Origin of the sequence: Bacillus massiliigorillae, from assembly GCF_000380245.2 — a bacterium.
Taxonomy (GTDB): Bacteria; Bacillota; Bacilli; order Bacillales; family DSM-1321; genus Bacillus_AD; species Bacillus_AD massiliigorillae.
In genome coordinates this window covers 2,637,138-2,651,892 of sequence record NZ_HG428741.1, presented here as the reverse complement: position 1 = coordinate 2,651,892, position 14,755 = coordinate 2,637,138, and the positions used below count along the sequence as shown (strand labels likewise).

Sequence of the window (14,755 nt, the reverse complement as noted above, 5' to 3'; positions counted from 1 at the left end):
TCAAAACATGATCAGAATACAATATCTGAAGTTTAATAAGTCATGTTTGTACAAGTTATAATCATTTCGTTTTAGCATATAATTTATTTTAGGACAATCTATATATAGCAGGGAAACGAATAATTGATGTTGTAAAGGGCGGAGATGAGAATGTGAAGGGCTATGCCGTGTTTCTTATACAATGGATGGTGTGGAGTGGCTTTACATTAGCTGAATGGCTTTCTGGTCATGATCGAATCATTTATAAAGCGTTTATGTTTTTAATTTTTTTACAAGTGGCGATTTATATAAGTCAAGTTGTTTTACATTCCAAAGTAAAAACAAGTTTCATTACTTTTCTTAGTCTATTGACGTACGGTATGATTCACTTTTTATTACAACAATTTGTTACTTTTATATAAATGTATGTAAAGGTAAAATAAGGTGGCTTAAAAGGCGTTGGTTAATATCGCACATTTAAGTAGCAAAAATATGTATGAAGCATTTAAAACGCGTAAAGAGGCATCCTGAAAGTAAGTGGAAATCACTTTCAGGATGCCTCTTAATTATAAGCTGCTTAATAAGTATCTGATTTTGGTAATGTCCAACTTTACGCTTGCTCATGCTGAAGTCGTTGGTAATATGTTTTGAAAACAAGGATGAGTTTTCGAGTGAAATAGCCCCTGCATGGCTCTTTTTTCATTGAAAGAGACGAGTTCAGCAAAAAAGGATAAGTGACGTTTGTTCTTACTTTCTAGGGTAGTGATAGATAATTCTTTTATTAAATAAATGCAATTCGCCTTTTAGCTTCTTTGAAAGGAATTTACAAAATTCATTCGCTTTTGCTTTATCTCCAAATGTTGATACTTCAGGTAATGTTACTTGAATATATGTTTGTATTCGGTTGGTATCTGCCTCTTTTATTGATTCTTGATCTATACCTATCATAATGATGTTATATCGCTCGTTATTAGAAGATAGATAGAACCATCGATTATTTCCTTCAGGTGTTTCTTTAATCTGGTATGGAAAAGCAAAATCACTGTAGTTCCAATCAACTTGTTCTCCTGTTTTTGTGGTGATTTCTTTGTAATACAACAATAGATTCTTCACTTCATCAATTGTTATAGTTTGTTGGGTAGAAGCGGGAGTTAGTTTAATATAGGCGTTCACGTTCGTGGACATAGATAACCTTCCTCTCTTCTTTTGAAATAAGCTTTTATCGTTATGTATATAATAACATTTGTAAATATTTGAAAAAAGTGTAAAAATCAGAAAAAACACTTTACATAAAATGTAAAAAGATGTTATTATTATTCCTATATCCTTGAAAAGGAGGAAGAGAAATGGAACTATTCGATAAGCTTTATGATGAGTATGAGAATGCAAAAGTACGTTTTATTGGATTCACTACTAATGATACTCGCTATGATTTTGGTATTGTTTATACAAACATGTTCTTTGGGAAGCCTTTAGTCATATGCATGCAGACGAGTCGTTCAACCCTCCTAGAGCAAAAAGATTTGGAGGATCTAGATCATTTGCAATCCGTATTTAAAATATCTACTAAAGAACAGGCGATGGATTTAGCGGAGTTCTTTAGAGAGCAGATACCTGAGGTACCTTTTCAAGCAGAATATGAATAACTTCTTCGTGTTTTATAAATAAATAAGATGTAAAACAAGCGTAATGGTATATACCATTACGCTTGTTTTTATGATATGAGATATATTAAATTCTGGTTTTTGTAATGTTACATACAATTTAGGCTTGATTTTTCAAATGTGTTATATTATTATATATTTAAGAAAGTTAAGCGGTTACATTCAAATAAAGGGGTTTAAGATATGGGAACTATTATTTGTCAATCATGCGAAAACACAATTGAATCTTTTGAAGATGAAAAAGTAAGTGTTCTGTATTCTAAATGTGATTGCTGCAAGAATAAATAAACTAGATAAATAGAAACATACTTATTTTTCACAGATTTATGGGGATGCGGAATTTTATAATACAAAGAAAAAAGGATGAGTTAAGTGTTAAGCTAACTCATCCTTTTTTCTGCTTATATTTATTGAACGGTATAGCACTTTTATAAAAATATAGTAAAATGGTAGTGAATAATTATTGATTTTCATATTCCTTCGAGTATCAATGTGCTCTTATGATATTGTTGAATAGATGAAATTTAATTTTTCTAAATTTGATTCTATGATACTATTACTTCCAAAGCAATATTCAATCTATACGAATTAATAATGGGGGTTTTTTAATGAAATGGGAAACGAGAGTAACTCAATTACTGGGCATTAAATATCCAATTATTCAAGGTGGACTAGCTCATTTAGCTTATTCAGAACTAGCATCGGCTGTTTCAAATGCTGGTGGACTTGGTCAAGTAACAGCTATGAGTTTAGAAAGCCCTGAGGCTTTGAAAGAAGAAATGAGGAAAGTCAAAAAATTAACAGATCAACCATTCGGGGTTAATTTTGCTATTGGTCAACATAATAAAAGATTTGAAAGTTTTGTAGAAGCAGCGTTGGAAGAGGATATGCAAGTAGCTACTATTACAGGTGGCAATCCAAAGGCGGTTATCGATTTGTTAGAAGGTACTAATGTTAAGAAGTTAGTACTTGTTGCTGCGAAACGACAGGCTGTGAAAGCGGAAGAGCTGGGTGCAGATGCTGTTATGGTCGTTGGACAGGAAGGTGGAGGACATCTAGGTAGAGATGATGTCGGTACAATGGTGTTGGTTCCACAAGTTGTAGATGTTGTTTCGATTCCTGTTATAGCTTCAGGTGGAATTGGAGATGCTAGAGGCTTAATGGCTGCGTTAAGCTTAGGAGCTGAAGGTGTAGAAATGGGAACACGCTTCATTGCTACGAAAGAGTGTGTACATGCTCATGAAAGCTATAAGCGAGCTTTAGTAGAAGGATCTGAAACAGATACAGTGATTATTAAACGGTCGCTTGGAGCTCCAGCGCGTGCGCTTGCTAATACATGGACAGATCGAATACTTCACTTAGAGAAAGAAAATATAGGATATGAAGGTTTAAAAGATTTTATAAGTGGTCAAACAAATATGAAGTACATACACAAAGGCGAAGTTGATAATGGATATGCATGGGCTGGACAGGTATTAGGAATGATAAAGGATATCCCGTCCGTGGAAACATTATTATCATCAATGATTTCAGAAGCAGAAGAGATAAGAAGAAAGTGGCAACAATAGTTAAAAAACAGAAAGAGTGATTTATGATGGAATACCAATATCCAATTGATATTGATTGGTCAACTGAAGAAATAGTAGATGTCATTGCTTTTTTTGAAGCGGTGGAACACGTTTATGAAAACGGCTTAAATCGAGATGACTTTATGACAAAGTATCGTCGATTTAAAGAGATTGTCCCGAGTATTGCTGGCGAGAAGAAAATCGATAAAGAGTTTGAAGAAGTTAGTGGATATTCAACGTATCGTGCTGTACAAGCGGCTAAAAAAGCGGAGGCAGGCGCTAAAATTAAGCTGTAAAAAATTCAATACAGAGTTGTCATTTCTTTCTAATATGAAATTATGACAACTCTGTATTTTTTATTGTCGTAAAGATTTTTTACGTTGTTTTTTTAAAAACCCTTTATGTAAAAATTTAATACAATAAGTATGACGATAATGATTGAAGTGATAAGGATTTCTTTTTTAAGTGTATGGATCGCTCTTTTTTGACGGGTTTTTTGTTTATATTTTAGTTGAATGTGTTTCTTCTTCTTATCATCTATTTTCATATAATTACCTCAACATATTTTGTGTAAATTTTACAATTATTTCTAAGAAAATTCAACGTAAGGTTCATTTTTTTGTTTTTTATAACAGTATATTATAAACAAAAGGCAATGTGATTTAGTAAGGAAATCACATTGCTTTTCTGTTATGTAAAGGGTGAAATACAAACGGTTGCACGATAAGTTTACCCTTTGGACATAGGTTTAATCTAATTTGTACAAGGGTATTAATTTAGTAAAGACATCGTGAATCGTTTGTAAAAGTTCTTTGCCCGTCATTTTAACAGCATCTTCGCGAGGGATTTCGATTCCACAAAGCAATTCAGCTTTTTTGACGGTTTGAAGTCTTTCAAACATTTTGTGTAAATCTTGTTCTGAAAGGTCTTGATGCGGTGTGCTAATCGGTTTCATATGATCAACAGCCCAAACAAAGTTATTAGGTATCATTTCTCGAATTTCGGAAATGTTTTCTTGTAATCTCTCGCCAATTATAGCCTTTGAAGGAGCTTCATAGATTACGGCATACCAAATGAAGAGATGTGTTTCCCATAAGCCTATTTGGAAGTGGGGTAACATTTTATAACCTCTTTTATTGGCTGCGAAGGCAACCCATGTATCATTTGGTGGGTTAATTGTTCTTCTAGCATGCTTGGCAACATGAGCGAACATTTCATCACCTACAAGAATAGATAACTCTTGTGAGAAGTGCTCACCTAAATATGTAAGTTTTGGGCGAATGCGCTCTTGTAGAGCTTCCATTCGTGGTTCTAAACCATCTATTTTAAAAACATTAAAGTCAGCAGCAGTAAAGCCTTGAAATGTCATAATGGACCTCCTTAATAACGTAATAGACTATATTTTATCACAGCTTTTAGCGGAACTAAACTGATGTGTCGTTTTCATAGGTGTTTACCTATTTTTGGTTGCATAACAAGAATGCTCACATAAACTAGTAAAAATATACGTTTCTTAATTAGTCGAAAGGGGTGTACGTATATGAAACGAGTTATGAATTCTGTGATAAAAACAAAGCAAATCGAAAATCGCCGTATTGGGATATTACGTATGGAGTTAGATTATGAATTAGCGACACTTCACGATGCTATTAGAAACAATGATGATGATGTAAAAAAAGAATGCTTACAAAAATTAGAAAAAATCCGTAAAGAATTAATCAAACTAGGTGAGTTTCAATAGATTGAATGTAGAACTTACTAATTATAAATACGGGCTCATGTAAGTTGAGAGCTCGTTTTTTTATTAGCTTTAAATTAATTCATACAAATGTAAATCAGATATTTTCGGAGATTTGTCTTAGGCTTAACAAATTACTCTGTTTTTATCTATTTTGTTAATAATTTAAGTTCTAAAAGTATGTATTTTTCCTGCGATTTCATATAATAAATATATGTGTACGGGAAGGTCTTAGGGGAGGTGTTATAAATGAACTCAATTTGGACTGAAATAGAAGCGAATGCAAAACAATGGATGAAAGAAGCTGGCGAGAAAATCATGACTTCTTTTCAATCTAAACTACATATACAAGTGAAGTCTGATCGGACAGATTTAGTAACAAACATAGATAAAGAAGTAGAAGCGTTTTTTCTTCAAAAAATTAAAGAAGAGTATCCCTCTCATCAAATTCTGGGAGAAGAGGGAGCGGGTCACCATATTACAGATCGACAAGGAATTGTTTGGATTATTGATCCAATTGATGGTACGTTGAATTTTATCCATCAAAAGCGTAATTTTGCAATTTCAATAGGGATTTTTGAAGATGGTATTGGGAAACTTGGTATGATTTATGATGTTGTGCAGGATGAACTTTACCATGCTATTAAAGGTCAAGGAGCCTTTTTGAATGAACAACGTATTAATCCACTACAACATGTTAATCTGCAAGAAAGTATGATATCTATCAATGCTTCATGGCTTGTTCCTAATTCTCTTGTCCAAACTGAAAATGCGATTCAGTTAGTGGAAACTGTACGAGGGACTCGTTCTATTGGCTCAGCAGCTCTTGGAATTGTAAGTGTAGTGACTGGAAGAATGGACGCATACTTATCGATGCGATTGGCACCATGGGACATTGCAGGAGGGTTAATCTTGATTGAAGAGGTAGGAGCGCAAGCGTGTGATTTAGAGGGGAGACCAATTACTTTTCCGAAGTCCACCTCTTTTATTGTAGCTAGACCAGGTTTATCGGAAGAAATATTAGGGATTCTTAAGAAAAACCGTAATTCTTAATTGAGAATTACGGTTTTCGGATTGTCTAGTTCAGTACCTCAGCGCCAATCCATACGGAGCTGAGGTGCTGGAACTTTCTTGACTATATTTTCCCTGCTGTACGCAGTTTGGCTTTTGTTGAAAAGCCCATCCCCATGACTATAATTACTGCTAGTATGGAAAGAATAATACCTATAATGCTTCGATACGCAATACTAATCCCGACCCCTGCCATACTGCTAGTGGCTAAGAGGGCAAGTAATAAGAAAAGTAGTTTATATTTCATTATTTTCACCTCTTATTACAACATTGTACAGAAATTATTTGCTTTTTTCCACTATGAGTGTGATATAATATGACAGTTAATCTAAAAATTTAGGAGTGAAAATGCTTGGAACTTCGTAACGATATACGTAATATAGCAATTATAGCCCACGTTGACCACGGTAAAACAACGTTGGTTGACCAATTATTAAAACAATCTGGAACTTTCCGTGATAATGAGCATGTTGAAGAAAGAGCGATGGATTCTAACGATATCGAAAGAGAACGTGGAATTACAATCTTAGCTAAGAATACAGCTGTTCAATATAAAGATACGAAAATTAACATTCTAGATACACCAGGTCACGCTGACTTTGGTGGAGAAGTAGAACGTATTATGAAAATGGTTGATGGTGTAGTACTAGTAGTAGATGCTTATGAAGGATGTATGCCACAAACTCGTTTCGTACTAAAAAAAGCGTTAGAGCAAAAAATTACACCAATCGTTGTAGTTAACAAAATTGACCGTGACGCTGCAAGACCTGAAGAAGTAGTTGATGAAGTTATTGACTTATTCATCGAACTTGACGCTTCCGAAGATCAACTTGAATTCCCAGTTGTTTATGCATCTGGTATTAATGGAACGTCTTCACTAAGTCCAAATCCGGCTGATCAAGAAGAGAACATGGAATCTTTATTCGAATCAATCGTTGAGAATATTCCTGCACCTGTTGATAATAGTTCTGAACCGCTTCAATTCCAAATCGCCTTACTTGATTACAATGACTATGTAGGACGAATCGGAATTGGACGTGTGTTCCGTGGAACAATGCAAGTTGGTCAACAAGTTGCATTAATGAAGCTTGATGGCACAGTTAAGCAATTCCGTGTTACAAAAATCTTTGGTTTCTCAGGTTTAAAACGTGTTGAAATCAACGAAGCATATGCAGGAGACTTAGTTGCCGTATCTGGTATGGAAGACATCAACGTTGGTGAAACAGTATGTCCTGCTGATCATCAAGAAGCGCTTCCTGTACTTCGTATTGATGAGCCAACTCTTCAAATGACATTCTTAGTAAATAATTCACCATTCGCTGGACGTGAAGGTAAATGGGTAACGGCTCGTAAGATTGAAGAGCGTCTTCAATTACAATTACAAACTGACGTAAGTCTTCGTGTTGACCCAACTGATTCTCCTGATGCATGGATTATCTCAGGCCGTGGTGAGCTTCATTTATCAATCTTAATTGAGAACATGAGACGTGAAGGCTTCGAACTACAAGTTTCGAAACCAGAAGTAATTGTTCGTACGATTGATGGCGTACGTTGTGAGCCTGTAGAGCGCGTTCAAATCGATGTTCCAGAAGAGCACACTGGTGCAATCATGGAATCACTTGGAGCTCGTAAAGGCGAAATGCAAGACATGATTAACAATGGTAATGGACAAGTTCGTTTACAATTCTTAGTTCCAGCTCGTGGATTAATCGGATATTCTACAGAATTCTTAACGTTAACTCGTGGATTTGGTATCTTAAATCATACATTTGATAGCTACCAACCAATGGCTACTGGTCAAGTTGGTGGACGTCGCCAGGGCGTACTTGTATCAATGGAAAACGGTAAAGCAACTCAATATGGTATTATGGGTGTTGAAGACCGTGGTGTAATCTTTGTTGAGCCAGGTGCTGAAGTTTATGAAGGTATGATTGTTGGGGAACATAACCGCGAAAACGATCTTACTGTTAACATAGTAAAAGCAAAACAAATGACTAACATGCGTTCTGCTAACAAAGACCAAACAACAACAATGAAGAAAGCTCGTATCATGTCACTTGAAGAATCATTAGAATACTTAAATGATGATGAGTACTGTGAAGTAACTCCTGAAAGCATTCGTTTACGTAAAAAGATTCTTGATAAAGGTGAGCGTGAAAGAGTGGCTAAAAAGAAAAAATTCGCAGAAGCTTAATTAATAATAACTTTTCTATTATTGATTTATAGAAAAAACATATGAAGACATAAGTTAGCTCTTTAAAAAGATTCCTCGGAACTTTCGAAAGGAGCGGCTTATGCTCCAAATATGATGTGTTTATTTTTTTTAGACTGAATTTTTTAAATATTTAGTAAAATAATTTGTTCATATGCTATTTAAGAACAATATAGGGGGAGAAGAGCGATGGATATTACCGAGCGTCTAACGTTTTTTGCATCTTTGTTCGAAGTAGATAAAAATCCTGAAACGGGTATGTGGTATCTCTACATTACTATACTAGTATTATGTGCATTAGTTTATCATTTAGGTTTTGCTAAAAAGCTAACACTCCTTCAAAATATAATCATTTATGCTTGTCTTATCTTTGGTTGCACGTTACTTACTTTTTTTGCAGTCTTTCTTCCGATGGCAGAAGTGCTTCTCATTACAGCTTTGTTCCTTGGTATATATAGATTTCGCTTACATTTACATAGAAAAGCAAAAAACCACTAATATTTCAATTGAAAAGACCTTCAAGAATCTACAACAAAATCTATCTCTAAAAAATTTCATAAAGGAGGAGCCTTTTGATGAAGTCATTGCAGGATGCTTTATACAATTGGTTGTCGATTAAAGTTGTGAGTGATGCTCGTCCGGAAGATAAGGCGGCTAATGAAACGGTAGCAATGTTTCTAAAGATTCTTGAAGATGATCATAACGTATCGTCATTAGAAATTACAAAAGATGAGGATATGTATTATGTGACTTATGAAAAGAGCGGAATCAGCCATACAAACCGATTTCCAGTAGAATTAATAGAATGTATTTTAATGAGTATTAATGAAAATCCAGCACGCTATAAAAATTATGAATAAATGGATGTTATAACTGGTGAGAGCTTTAGTGTATCACCAGTTATTTAAGTAGAACGAAAATAAAAAGAAATAGCACTGAATATTTCAGTGCTATTTCTATGAAAAAGTAGAGAACTTTTCATTCATTTGGCTTTTACCATTCTTTTTCTTTGTTAAGAGGTTTGCGAAAAATGAAATTCCCTGTGTTTAAACGATCGTTTGTTCTTTCTTCGATTCTTCCGTAACATGACTGACACATAAATGTATGTATAGGACGATTACGTAATTTTTTGGCAGTAGGTGAGTCGTCAGGTATGGTCTCAATATTGTCACAAATTACACATTTAACTTTCATAAGTACACCTCTAGCTTGTTTTCTATTGTTAGTATACCATGTTTATGGGAATAGGAATAATTGAAAGTAGCAAATTATTAGCATATACTTACAATGTGAAGTGAAATATTCAACAATAGAATCGGTACTGATGAAAATATCTTTTTGTGCTAGATTATTGTTTATAAATAAAGGAGTTTGATGTAATGGCTAATTTAGTGGAAAATGTATTAATTCAACCGCTTTTTGATGAATTACAGAAGCAACGTTTTGTGACACTAACGACAATAGATCATGAAACAGGTATACCAAATGTGAATGCAATTTCATGGACAGTAGCGAAGGATGAATCGACGATTGTATTTACTGTAGCTAGTCGTTCGAAAATCGTAGAGAATATTCGTCAATCGAAATATGTTGTAATTACATTAATTGCTAATGAATCGACATATTCGATTAGTGGGGAAGCTGTAGTAAAACAAGAACAATTAGAAGGTGTTAATTTAAAGCTTTCGCTTATTGAATTGCAAATAAGTGAAGTTCGAGATGTTATGTTTTATGGAGCGAGAATTACATCTGAACCTCAGTATGAGTTTACATATGATAAAACTGCAGCCGATACTTTAGATATTCAAGTAATGGAAGCGATGAAAAAAGCTTAGTCATCTGACTAAGCTTTTTTCGGTGTTATTTTGTCATTTGATGATTGGATTGGTCTTGTTGTTCTTTTTGTAATTCTTTTTGATCTTTCGCTGGCATTTGATTGTTTGTGTTCGCGTTATCAGGAGGCATGTGATCTTCCGGAACTTCTGGTATGATTCTTCCAGCAATATCAGCTAATTCATTCATAATACCAGAAATAGGCTTGCCAGCTTTAATATCTTCTCCAACCTCTTTTAAGCGAGCTATGATGTCGGGATCAGCTACAATAACTGCTTTCTTACCGTATGGATCATGTTGCAATCTTTCAGATACAGAATATTTAATTGACCCTACCTGAGAGCGATCAATATTAGCATCAACATCTACTGCAACAAACACATATTTGCCAAGAACAACAGCATCAGCAGCTCTTACGTGAGGTACTTCTAAAGCTGCTTTTTCTAAACGAGTAGCTATTTCTCGGTTTTCTTTTGAATTTATTTCGTTATTTACATTATTTTTAACTTGCTGCTCATTTATTTGCTGATTGTTATTATCATCATTTCTATCGTTCATTTGACATCCGCCAGCAATTAACAGCAGTGTTAGAAACATAAGTCTTAATTTAATCATGTTGGCACCCTCACTTTTAAGTTTGTATGACTTACTTTTCTTATTTTGGTGTAGCTCTTCTAACTTTATTCTCTTGGACATATATTTTTAGCAAGACGATTGTTGCATTCATATAATGTTATTACAAAAGTTACCAAAATGTAGGTGGTTTCTATAATTCTTTCCGGCAGGAGGCATTATATTGAGTAAAATATATGTGTTAGATACAAATGTGTTATTGCAGGATCCTTATTCCATTTATTCATTTGAGGAAAATGAGGTGGTTATACCAGCAGTTGTCTTGGAGGAAGTGGACTCCAAAAAAAGAAACCTAGATGAAGTAGGGAGGAATGCTAGGCAAGTATCAAAGCTTATTGATCATTTGCGACAGTCCGGAAAATTACACGAAAAAATTACCCTTCATAATGGAGGATCTTTACGTATTGAATTAAATCATAAATCTTTCCAGCAATTGCAAGAAATATTTGTGGAGAAAACGAATGATAATAGAATATTAGCTGTTGCTAAAAATTTGTCATTAGAAGAAGAAGCAAAAGAACAAGGTAAACAAGTTATTTTAGTTAGTAAAGATACGCTTGTAAGAGTGAAAGCTGATGCGTTAGGGTTAATAGCTGAAGATTTTCTCAATGATCGTGTAGTGGAAATTGATCATATATACAGCGGTTTTTTTGAAGTATATATTTCGAAGGAAGCGATGGATAAATATTATGAGAAAGGTGAATTATTAGTAGCAGATATTGTTAATCACCCTTTTTATCCGAATCAATTTCTAATCATGAAAGATTCATTAGGAGGAAGGGCTTCTGCAATTGGTATAGTTGATCGAGATGGAAAGAAAGTAAAGCGTCTAGTGTTTGATCAAGAGAGAGTTTGGGGAATTAAATCGAGAAATGTACAACAAATGATGGCAATGGAATTATTACTTCGCGATGATTTACCATTAGTCACAATGATAGGAAAAGCGGGTACAGGTAAAACCTTATTAGCGCTTGCAGCTGCTCTTATGCAGACTGAGGATTTAGGTAAATACAAGAAGTTGTTCGTGGCAAGACCGATTGTACCAGTTGGTAAAGATATTGGCTTCTTGCCCGGTGAAAAGGAAGAGAAATTAAGACCTTGGATGCAGCCTATTTATGATAATTTAGAGTTTTTATTCAACACGAAGAAACCGGGTGAGTTGGATGCGATTTTAGCTGGGATTAGTTCTATTGAGGTAGAAGCGCTTACGTATATTAGAGGTAGAAGTATTCCTGAGCAATTCATCATTATTGATGAAGCACAAAACTTAACGAAACATGAAGTAAAAACGATACTAACACGTGTTGGTGAAAGAAGTAAAATCGTTTTAATGGGAGATCCTGAACAAATTGATCATCCTTATCTTGATGAACATAATAACGGTTTAACATATGTGGTTGAAAAATTTAAGGATCAAAGTATTAGTGGTCATGTGAAGTTAATAAAAGGAGAACGTTCTACACTAGCTCAATTAGCGGCGAATATTTTATAAATCAAATACACATCAAAGGCTGAATTTCAGCCTTTGATGTGTAAATTATATGATATTAAAGGCTGTCACATGCGTGATTACATTGTCTTTTGTATTTCCATAATAAACGTGAATAGGCCCATCTTCTTTCAGGGATTTACCTTTATTAGAGAAACAAAGAATGAACTTCATCGCTTCGTCAATTGAGAATGTTTGATTGCCATTTGAAGATTCAACAACGACTTTCGTTGCGTCTTCGTTAGGTTCACTGTTTCTTAAGAAGTAATGAAAATTAATACCATATGTTTCAGTTGTTAATTCTTCTTTTAAGTATTTCTTTTTCTTTGGAGTTCCTGGTGGCTTTGGAGCAGTATTTCCTTCAATTAACTCCTTGTCCCAATGCTTAGAAACTGCTTTTGTATATTCTTCTAGTTCGTTACGTTCTTCTACTTGGTTTAGAAAAAATTCGTCTAGCTTCTTCTTTCTATCGTCTATAATCCAAACGCTAGGATCAAGTGTAAGTGAATATTTTACATTCCCTTTGATAGGTACAATAATTTCCATGATAATCTCCTCTTTTTTCTTATATTCTCTTTTAAGTATATAGAAGAAAGAATAGTATGAAAAACGGAAAGCACTAATTTATTATATATGACATTTTTTCGGATAACTCCCTTAATAATTGCCTTGCATTTTTATGATAGAAAGGTTAGAATTTATAGATAGATTAAATAGTTAATCGCTCTGAAACGGGGGATTTGTGAATGGCGTCAGAAATGCTTGTTGATCATCGTGAGAAGGCGTTAGCTTTATTGAAAGCTGATGCTGATAAAATATTAAAATTGATCAAGGTACAAATGGATAACCTTACTATGCCTCAGTGTCCGCTTTATGAAGAAGTATTGGATACGCAAATGTTTGGTCTTTCAAGAGAGATAGACTTTGCTGTCCGTTTAGGATTGGTAGAAGTAGTAGATGGTAGAGCGCTTCTTGAACAACTTGAAAGAGAGTTGTCAGTATTACACGAAGCATCCATGAAAAAATAACAAGTTTCTAAAAAACTCAAACAATTGTCACGAATTGTTTGAGTTTTTTTGAATAGTTCAAAGGAATTTGTGTTATTCGGAAGGGTGGATTCAAGAATAAAAGAGGAATGTCTGTTCATATCGACAACAAGTAATGTAACAATTAATTAAATGTGTTATCGGATAAAAATGAATGGTTCACACTATTTGTTTAATGTGTTATACTTAATTAACTGATTCATTTTTTTCGTTAATGCTAGCGGATAAGGACGATAAAAAATGTTGAAAAAAGAAATAAGAAATAAAATAAGGTCGTTTGACTTAGTTTTGATTGTAACTATTATTGCGTTAAGTGTGTTTGGATTAGTCATGATTTACAGTGCAAGCATGATTGTTGGTCCAGCGAAGTATGAAGTAGATAGTAATTACTTTTACATAAAGCAAATCAAAAACTTAATTTTAGCGGCAATAGCGTTTACTATTTTCGCTATTATTCCATATAAATTGTATCAGCGTAAAGCTGTGCTTATGACCATTGTATTTTCATCGATAGGTACTTTATTACTATTAGATGTTTTTGGACATACAGCGAACAATGCCCAAAGTTGGATAAAGGTTTTTGGTATGAACATACAGCCATCAGAGTTTATTAAGCTAGGGGTTATCATCTATCTTTCCGCTATATATGCGAAAAAACAAAAATACATAAATAATTTTAATGCGGGAGTACTTCCACCTTTATTTTTTCTATTAATTGTATGTGTTCTGATTTTTTTACAACCAGATTTCGGTACAATGCTTATTATTTTATTAATAGCAACGACGATTATTTTATCATCGGGTATGAGCTTTAAGAGCTTAATGAAATTAGGTAGTATTCTTCTAATTGCAGCAATTATTATTGTTCCAGTGCTTTTCCTGATGAAGGATCAGATTTTTACTGAAAATCGTATGGGAAGAATTTATAGTTTTATCGAACCTTTTAAGTATGAAGAGAAAGAAGGCTATCAATTAGTTAATTCTTATATAGCGATTGGTTCAGGCGGTGTTAGTGGTTCTGGGTTAGGTAATAGCATTCAGAAATATGGATATTTACCAGAACCTCATACAGACTTTATTATGGCGGTAATTTCTGAGGAATTAGGAGCTAAAGGAGTATTATTTGTATTAGGCTGTTTAAGTTTTATAATTCTGAGAGGTTATCGAATAGCTGTGAAATGTCGAGATCCATTTGGTAGTTTACTTGTGATTGGGATTTCGAGTATGATTGGAATACAATCTTTTATAAATCTCGGAGGAGTAACAGGTTTAATACCGATTACTGGTGTTACCTTGCCGTTTGTTAGTTACGGTGGTTCTTCGATTGTTATTTTAGCCATTTCGATGGGTGTATTAGTAAATGTCTCAATGTTTACTAATTACGAAAACAAATATAAGCTTAATAGGGAAGCGAGAAATATAGCTTCATAAAGAGTTTAATACATTAAATTGTAGTTAATACAAAGGAGTTGTATTTCAACTCCTTTATTAAATATTAAAAATAGAAAAAGTAGGTGTTAAG

At 33.9% G+C, this 14,755-nt stretch carries 21 protein-coding genes; 14 read left to right on the top strand and 7 right to left on the bottom strand.

Translation table 11 applies throughout. The features are described 5' to 3' along the window. Positions 1 to 152 precede the first annotated feature (152 nt). Positions 153 to 401 (top strand): hypothetical protein, encoded by a 249-nt coding sequence (locus tag TX86_RS12275; RefSeq protein WP_042349086.1) that lies wholly within the window; start codon positions 153 to 155, stop codon positions 399 to 401. A 325-nt stretch (positions 402 to 726) separates the two neighbouring features. On the opposite strand, the gene TX86_RS12270 is transcribed toward TX86_RS12275, so the two are convergent. Beyond that, complete coding sequence (locus tag TX86_RS12270; protein WP_042349085.1) at positions 727 to 1,164, bottom strand: DUF1885 family protein; 438 nt, start codon at positions 1,162 to 1,164, stop codon at positions 727 to 729. Positions 1,165 to 1,325: 161 nt separating this feature from the next. Between TX86_RS12270 and TX86_RS12265 the strand changes: the two genes are divergently transcribed. The 4 genes from TX86_RS12265 (at position 1,326) to TX86_RS12255 (ending at position 3,507) form a co-directional block, all read left to right on the top strand. After that, the gene (locus TX86_RS12265; protein ID WP_042349084.1) at positions 1,326 to 1,625 is read left to right on the top strand and encodes a DUF3055 domain-containing protein; all 300 of its coding nucleotides are present in this window, start codon (positions 1,326 to 1,328) and stop codon (positions 1,623 to 1,625) included. Between the two features lie 201 nt (positions 1,626 to 1,826). Further along, positions 1,827 to 1,931 carry a GapA-binding peptide SR1P gene (locus TX86_RS26300; protein ID WP_081707644.1) on the top strand — a complete coding sequence of 35 codons (105 nt, stop codon included), beginning with the start codon at positions 1,827 to 1,829 and terminating at the stop codon, positions 1,929 to 1,931. Positions 1,932 to 2,251: 320 nt separating this feature from the next. Further along, positions 2,252 to 3,211, top strand: coding sequence for an NAD(P)H-dependent flavin oxidoreductase (locus tag TX86_RS12260; RefSeq protein ID WP_042349083.1), 960 nt, complete (start codon positions 2,252 to 2,254; stop codon positions 3,209 to 3,211). Between the two features lie 26 nt (positions 3,212 to 3,237). After that, positions 3,238 to 3,507 carry a UPF0223 family protein gene (locus TX86_RS12255; RefSeq protein ID WP_042349082.1) on the top strand — a complete coding sequence of 90 codons (270 nt, stop codon included), beginning with the start codon at positions 3,238 to 3,240 and terminating at the stop codon, positions 3,505 to 3,507. A 92-nt stretch (positions 3,508 to 3,599) separates the two neighbouring features. Here TX86_RS12255 and ynzI read toward each other — a convergent pair whose 3' ends face one another. Together ynzI and TX86_RS12250 are read right to left on the bottom strand one after the other, a co-directional pair. After that, the gene (gene ynzI, locus TX86_RS27905) at positions 3,600 to 3,758 is read right to left on the bottom strand and encodes a small membrane protein YnzI (protein ID WP_500676231.1); all 159 of its coding nucleotides are present in this window, start codon (positions 3,756 to 3,758) and stop codon (positions 3,600 to 3,602) included. A 201-nt stretch (positions 3,759 to 3,959) separates the two neighbouring features. After that, entirely contained in the window at positions 3,960 to 4,580 is a 621-nt protein-coding gene (locus TX86_RS12250) for a YktB family protein (protein WP_042349081.1), read from the bottom strand. Positions 4,581 to 4,751: 171 nt separating this feature from the next. Here TX86_RS12250 and TX86_RS12245 point away from each other — a divergent pair, with 171 nt between their 5' ends. Both TX86_RS12245 and TX86_RS12240 read left to right on the top strand, forming a co-directional pair. Then, positions 4,752 to 4,952 (top strand): YkzI domain-containing protein, encoded by a 201-nt coding sequence (locus tag TX86_RS12245; RefSeq protein ID WP_042349080.1) that lies wholly within the window; start codon positions 4,752 to 4,754, stop codon positions 4,950 to 4,952. 246 nt (positions 4,953 to 5,198) lie between these two features. Beyond that, complete coding sequence (locus tag TX86_RS12240) at positions 5,199 to 6,002, top strand: inositol monophosphatase family protein (protein WP_042349079.1); 804 nt, start codon at positions 5,199 to 5,201, stop codon at positions 6,000 to 6,002. Positions 6,003 to 6,084: 82 nt separating this feature from the next. Here the strand turns inward: TX86_RS12240 and TX86_RS12235 are convergent, their stop codons facing one another. After that, a complete protein-coding gene (locus TX86_RS12235; protein WP_042349078.1) occupies positions 6,085 to 6,267 on the bottom strand; it encodes a DUF5325 family protein in 183 nt (60 codons plus the stop codon). 105 nt (positions 6,268 to 6,372) lie between these two features. Between TX86_RS12235 and typA the strand changes: the two genes are divergently transcribed. From typA to TX86_RS12220, 3 genes are all read left to right on the top strand, one after another. Beyond that, the gene (typA, locus tag TX86_RS12230) at positions 6,373 to 8,214 is read left to right on the top strand and encodes a translational GTPase TypA (RefSeq protein WP_042349077.1); all 1,842 of its coding nucleotides are present in this window, start codon (positions 6,373 to 6,375) and stop codon (positions 8,212 to 8,214) included. A gap of 207 nt (positions 8,215 to 8,421) precedes the next feature. After that, complete coding sequence (locus TX86_RS12225; RefSeq protein WP_042349076.1) at positions 8,422 to 8,730, top strand: YlaH-like family protein; 309 nt, start codon at positions 8,422 to 8,424, stop codon at positions 8,728 to 8,730. A 77-nt stretch (positions 8,731 to 8,807) separates the two neighbouring features. Beyond that, positions 8,808 to 9,092 carry a hypothetical protein gene (locus tag TX86_RS12220; RefSeq protein ID WP_042349075.1) on the top strand — a complete coding sequence of 95 codons (285 nt, stop codon included), beginning with the start codon at positions 8,808 to 8,810 and terminating at the stop codon, positions 9,090 to 9,092. A 133-nt stretch (positions 9,093 to 9,225) separates the two neighbouring features. Here TX86_RS12220 and TX86_RS12215 read toward each other — a convergent pair whose 3' ends face one another. Further along, the gene (locus TX86_RS12215; RefSeq protein ID WP_042349074.1) at positions 9,226 to 9,426 is read right to left on the bottom strand and encodes a YlaI family protein; all 201 of its coding nucleotides are present in this window, start codon (positions 9,424 to 9,426) and stop codon (positions 9,226 to 9,228) included. A gap of 185 nt (positions 9,427 to 9,611) precedes the next feature. On the opposite strand from TX86_RS12215, the gene TX86_RS12210 reads away from it, so the two are divergent. Next, entirely contained in the window at positions 9,612 to 10,067 is a 456-nt protein-coding gene (locus tag TX86_RS12210; RefSeq protein WP_042349073.1) for a pyridoxamine 5'-phosphate oxidase family protein, read from the top strand. 25 nt (positions 10,068 to 10,092) lie between these two features. On the opposite strand, the gene TX86_RS12205 is transcribed toward TX86_RS12210, so the two are convergent. Then, on the bottom strand, positions 10,093 to 10,680 hold the full coding sequence (locus tag TX86_RS12205) for a YhcN/YlaJ family sporulation lipoprotein (protein WP_042349072.1): 588 nt from the start codon (positions 10,678 to 10,680) through the stop codon (positions 10,093 to 10,095). A 181-nt stretch (positions 10,681 to 10,861) separates the two neighbouring features. Here TX86_RS12205 and TX86_RS12200 point away from each other — a divergent pair, with 181 nt between their 5' ends. Beyond that, on the top strand, positions 10,862 to 12,190 hold the full coding sequence (locus TX86_RS12200; protein ID WP_042349071.1) for a PhoH family protein: 1,329 nt from the start codon (positions 10,862 to 10,864) through the stop codon (positions 12,188 to 12,190). A gap of 45 nt (positions 12,191 to 12,235) precedes the next feature. Here TX86_RS12200 and TX86_RS12195 read toward each other — a convergent pair whose 3' ends face one another. Then, positions 12,236 to 12,733 carry a hypothetical protein gene (locus tag TX86_RS12195; RefSeq protein WP_042349070.1) on the bottom strand — a complete coding sequence of 166 codons (498 nt, stop codon included), beginning with the start codon at positions 12,731 to 12,733 and terminating at the stop codon, positions 12,236 to 12,238. A 200-nt stretch (positions 12,734 to 12,933) separates the two neighbouring features. Here TX86_RS12195 and TX86_RS12190 point away from each other — a divergent pair, with 200 nt between their 5' ends. Together TX86_RS12190 and TX86_RS12185 are read left to right on the top strand one after the other, a co-directional pair. After that, positions 12,934 to 13,215 carry an Fpa/YlaN family protein gene (locus TX86_RS12190; RefSeq protein WP_042349069.1) on the top strand — a complete coding sequence of 94 codons (282 nt, stop codon included), beginning with the start codon at positions 12,934 to 12,936 and terminating at the stop codon, positions 13,213 to 13,215. A gap of 258 nt (positions 13,216 to 13,473) precedes the next feature. Beyond that, a complete protein-coding gene (locus TX86_RS12185) occupies positions 13,474 to 14,664 on the top strand; it encodes an FtsW/RodA/SpoVE family cell cycle protein (RefSeq protein ID WP_042349068.1) in 1,191 nt (396 codons plus the stop codon). Positions 14,665 to 14,755 lie beyond the last annotated feature (91 nt).

What these genes read in the sequence shown, in the direction of transcription:
- TX86_RS12270 (WP_042349085.1), bottom strand. Translation starts at nt 1,164, where the DNA reads ATGTCCACGAACGTGAACGCCTATATTAAACTAACTCCCGCTTCTACC.
- TX86_RS12265 (WP_042349084.1), top strand. Translation starts at nt 1,326, where the DNA reads ATGGAACTATTCGATAAGCTTTATGATGAGTATGAGAATGCAAAAGTA.
- TX86_RS26300 (WP_081707644.1), top strand. Translation starts at nt 1,827, where the DNA reads ATGGGAACTATTATTTGTCAATCATGCGAAAACACAATTGAATCTTTT.
- TX86_RS12260 (WP_042349083.1), top strand. Translation starts at nt 2,252, where the DNA reads ATGAAATGGGAAACGAGAGTAACTCAATTACTGGGCATTAAATATCCA.
- TX86_RS12255 (WP_042349082.1), top strand. Translation starts at nt 3,238, where the DNA reads ATGGAATACCAATATCCAATTGATATTGATTGGTCAACTGAAGAAATA.
- ynzI (WP_500676231.1), bottom strand. Translation starts at nt 3,758, where the DNA reads ATGAAAATAGATGATAAGAAGAAGAAACACATTCAACTAAAATATAAA.
- TX86_RS12250 (WP_042349081.1), bottom strand. Translation starts at nt 4,580, where the DNA reads ATGACATTTCAAGGCTTTACTGCTGCTGACTTTAATGTTTTTAAAATA.
- TX86_RS12245 (WP_042349080.1), top strand. Translation starts at nt 4,752, where the DNA reads ATGAAACGAGTTATGAATTCTGTGATAAAAACAAAGCAAATCGAAAAT.
- TX86_RS12240 (WP_042349079.1), top strand. Translation starts at nt 5,199, where the DNA reads ATGAACTCAATTTGGACTGAAATAGAAGCGAATGCAAAACAATGGATG.
- TX86_RS12235 (WP_042349078.1), bottom strand. Translation starts at nt 6,267, where the DNA reads ATGAAATATAAACTACTTTTCTTATTACTTGCCCTCTTAGCCACTAGC.
- TX86_RS12225 (WP_042349076.1), top strand. Translation starts at nt 8,422, where the DNA reads ATGGATATTACCGAGCGTCTAACGTTTTTTGCATCTTTGTTCGAAGTA.
- TX86_RS12220 (WP_042349075.1), top strand. Translation starts at nt 8,808, where the DNA reads ATGAAGTCATTGCAGGATGCTTTATACAATTGGTTGTCGATTAAAGTT.
- TX86_RS12215 (WP_042349074.1), bottom strand. Translation starts at nt 9,426, where the DNA reads ATGAAAGTTAAATGTGTAATTTGTGACAATATTGAGACCATACCTGAC.
- TX86_RS12210 (WP_042349073.1), top strand. Translation starts at nt 9,612, where the DNA reads ATGGCTAATTTAGTGGAAAATGTATTAATTCAACCGCTTTTTGATGAA.
- TX86_RS12205 (WP_042349072.1), bottom strand. Translation starts at nt 10,680, where the DNA reads ATGATTAAATTAAGACTTATGTTTCTAACACTGCTGTTAATTGCTGGC.
- TX86_RS12195 (WP_042349070.1), bottom strand. Translation starts at nt 12,733, where the DNA reads ATGGAAATTATTGTACCTATCAAAGGGAATGTAAAATATTCACTTACA.
- TX86_RS12190 (WP_042349069.1), top strand. Translation starts at nt 12,934, where the DNA reads ATGGCGTCAGAAATGCTTGTTGATCATCGTGAGAAGGCGTTAGCTTTA.
- TX86_RS12185 (WP_042349068.1), top strand. Translation starts at nt 13,474, where the DNA reads ATGTTGAAAAAAGAAATAAGAAATAAAATAAGGTCGTTTGACTTAGTT.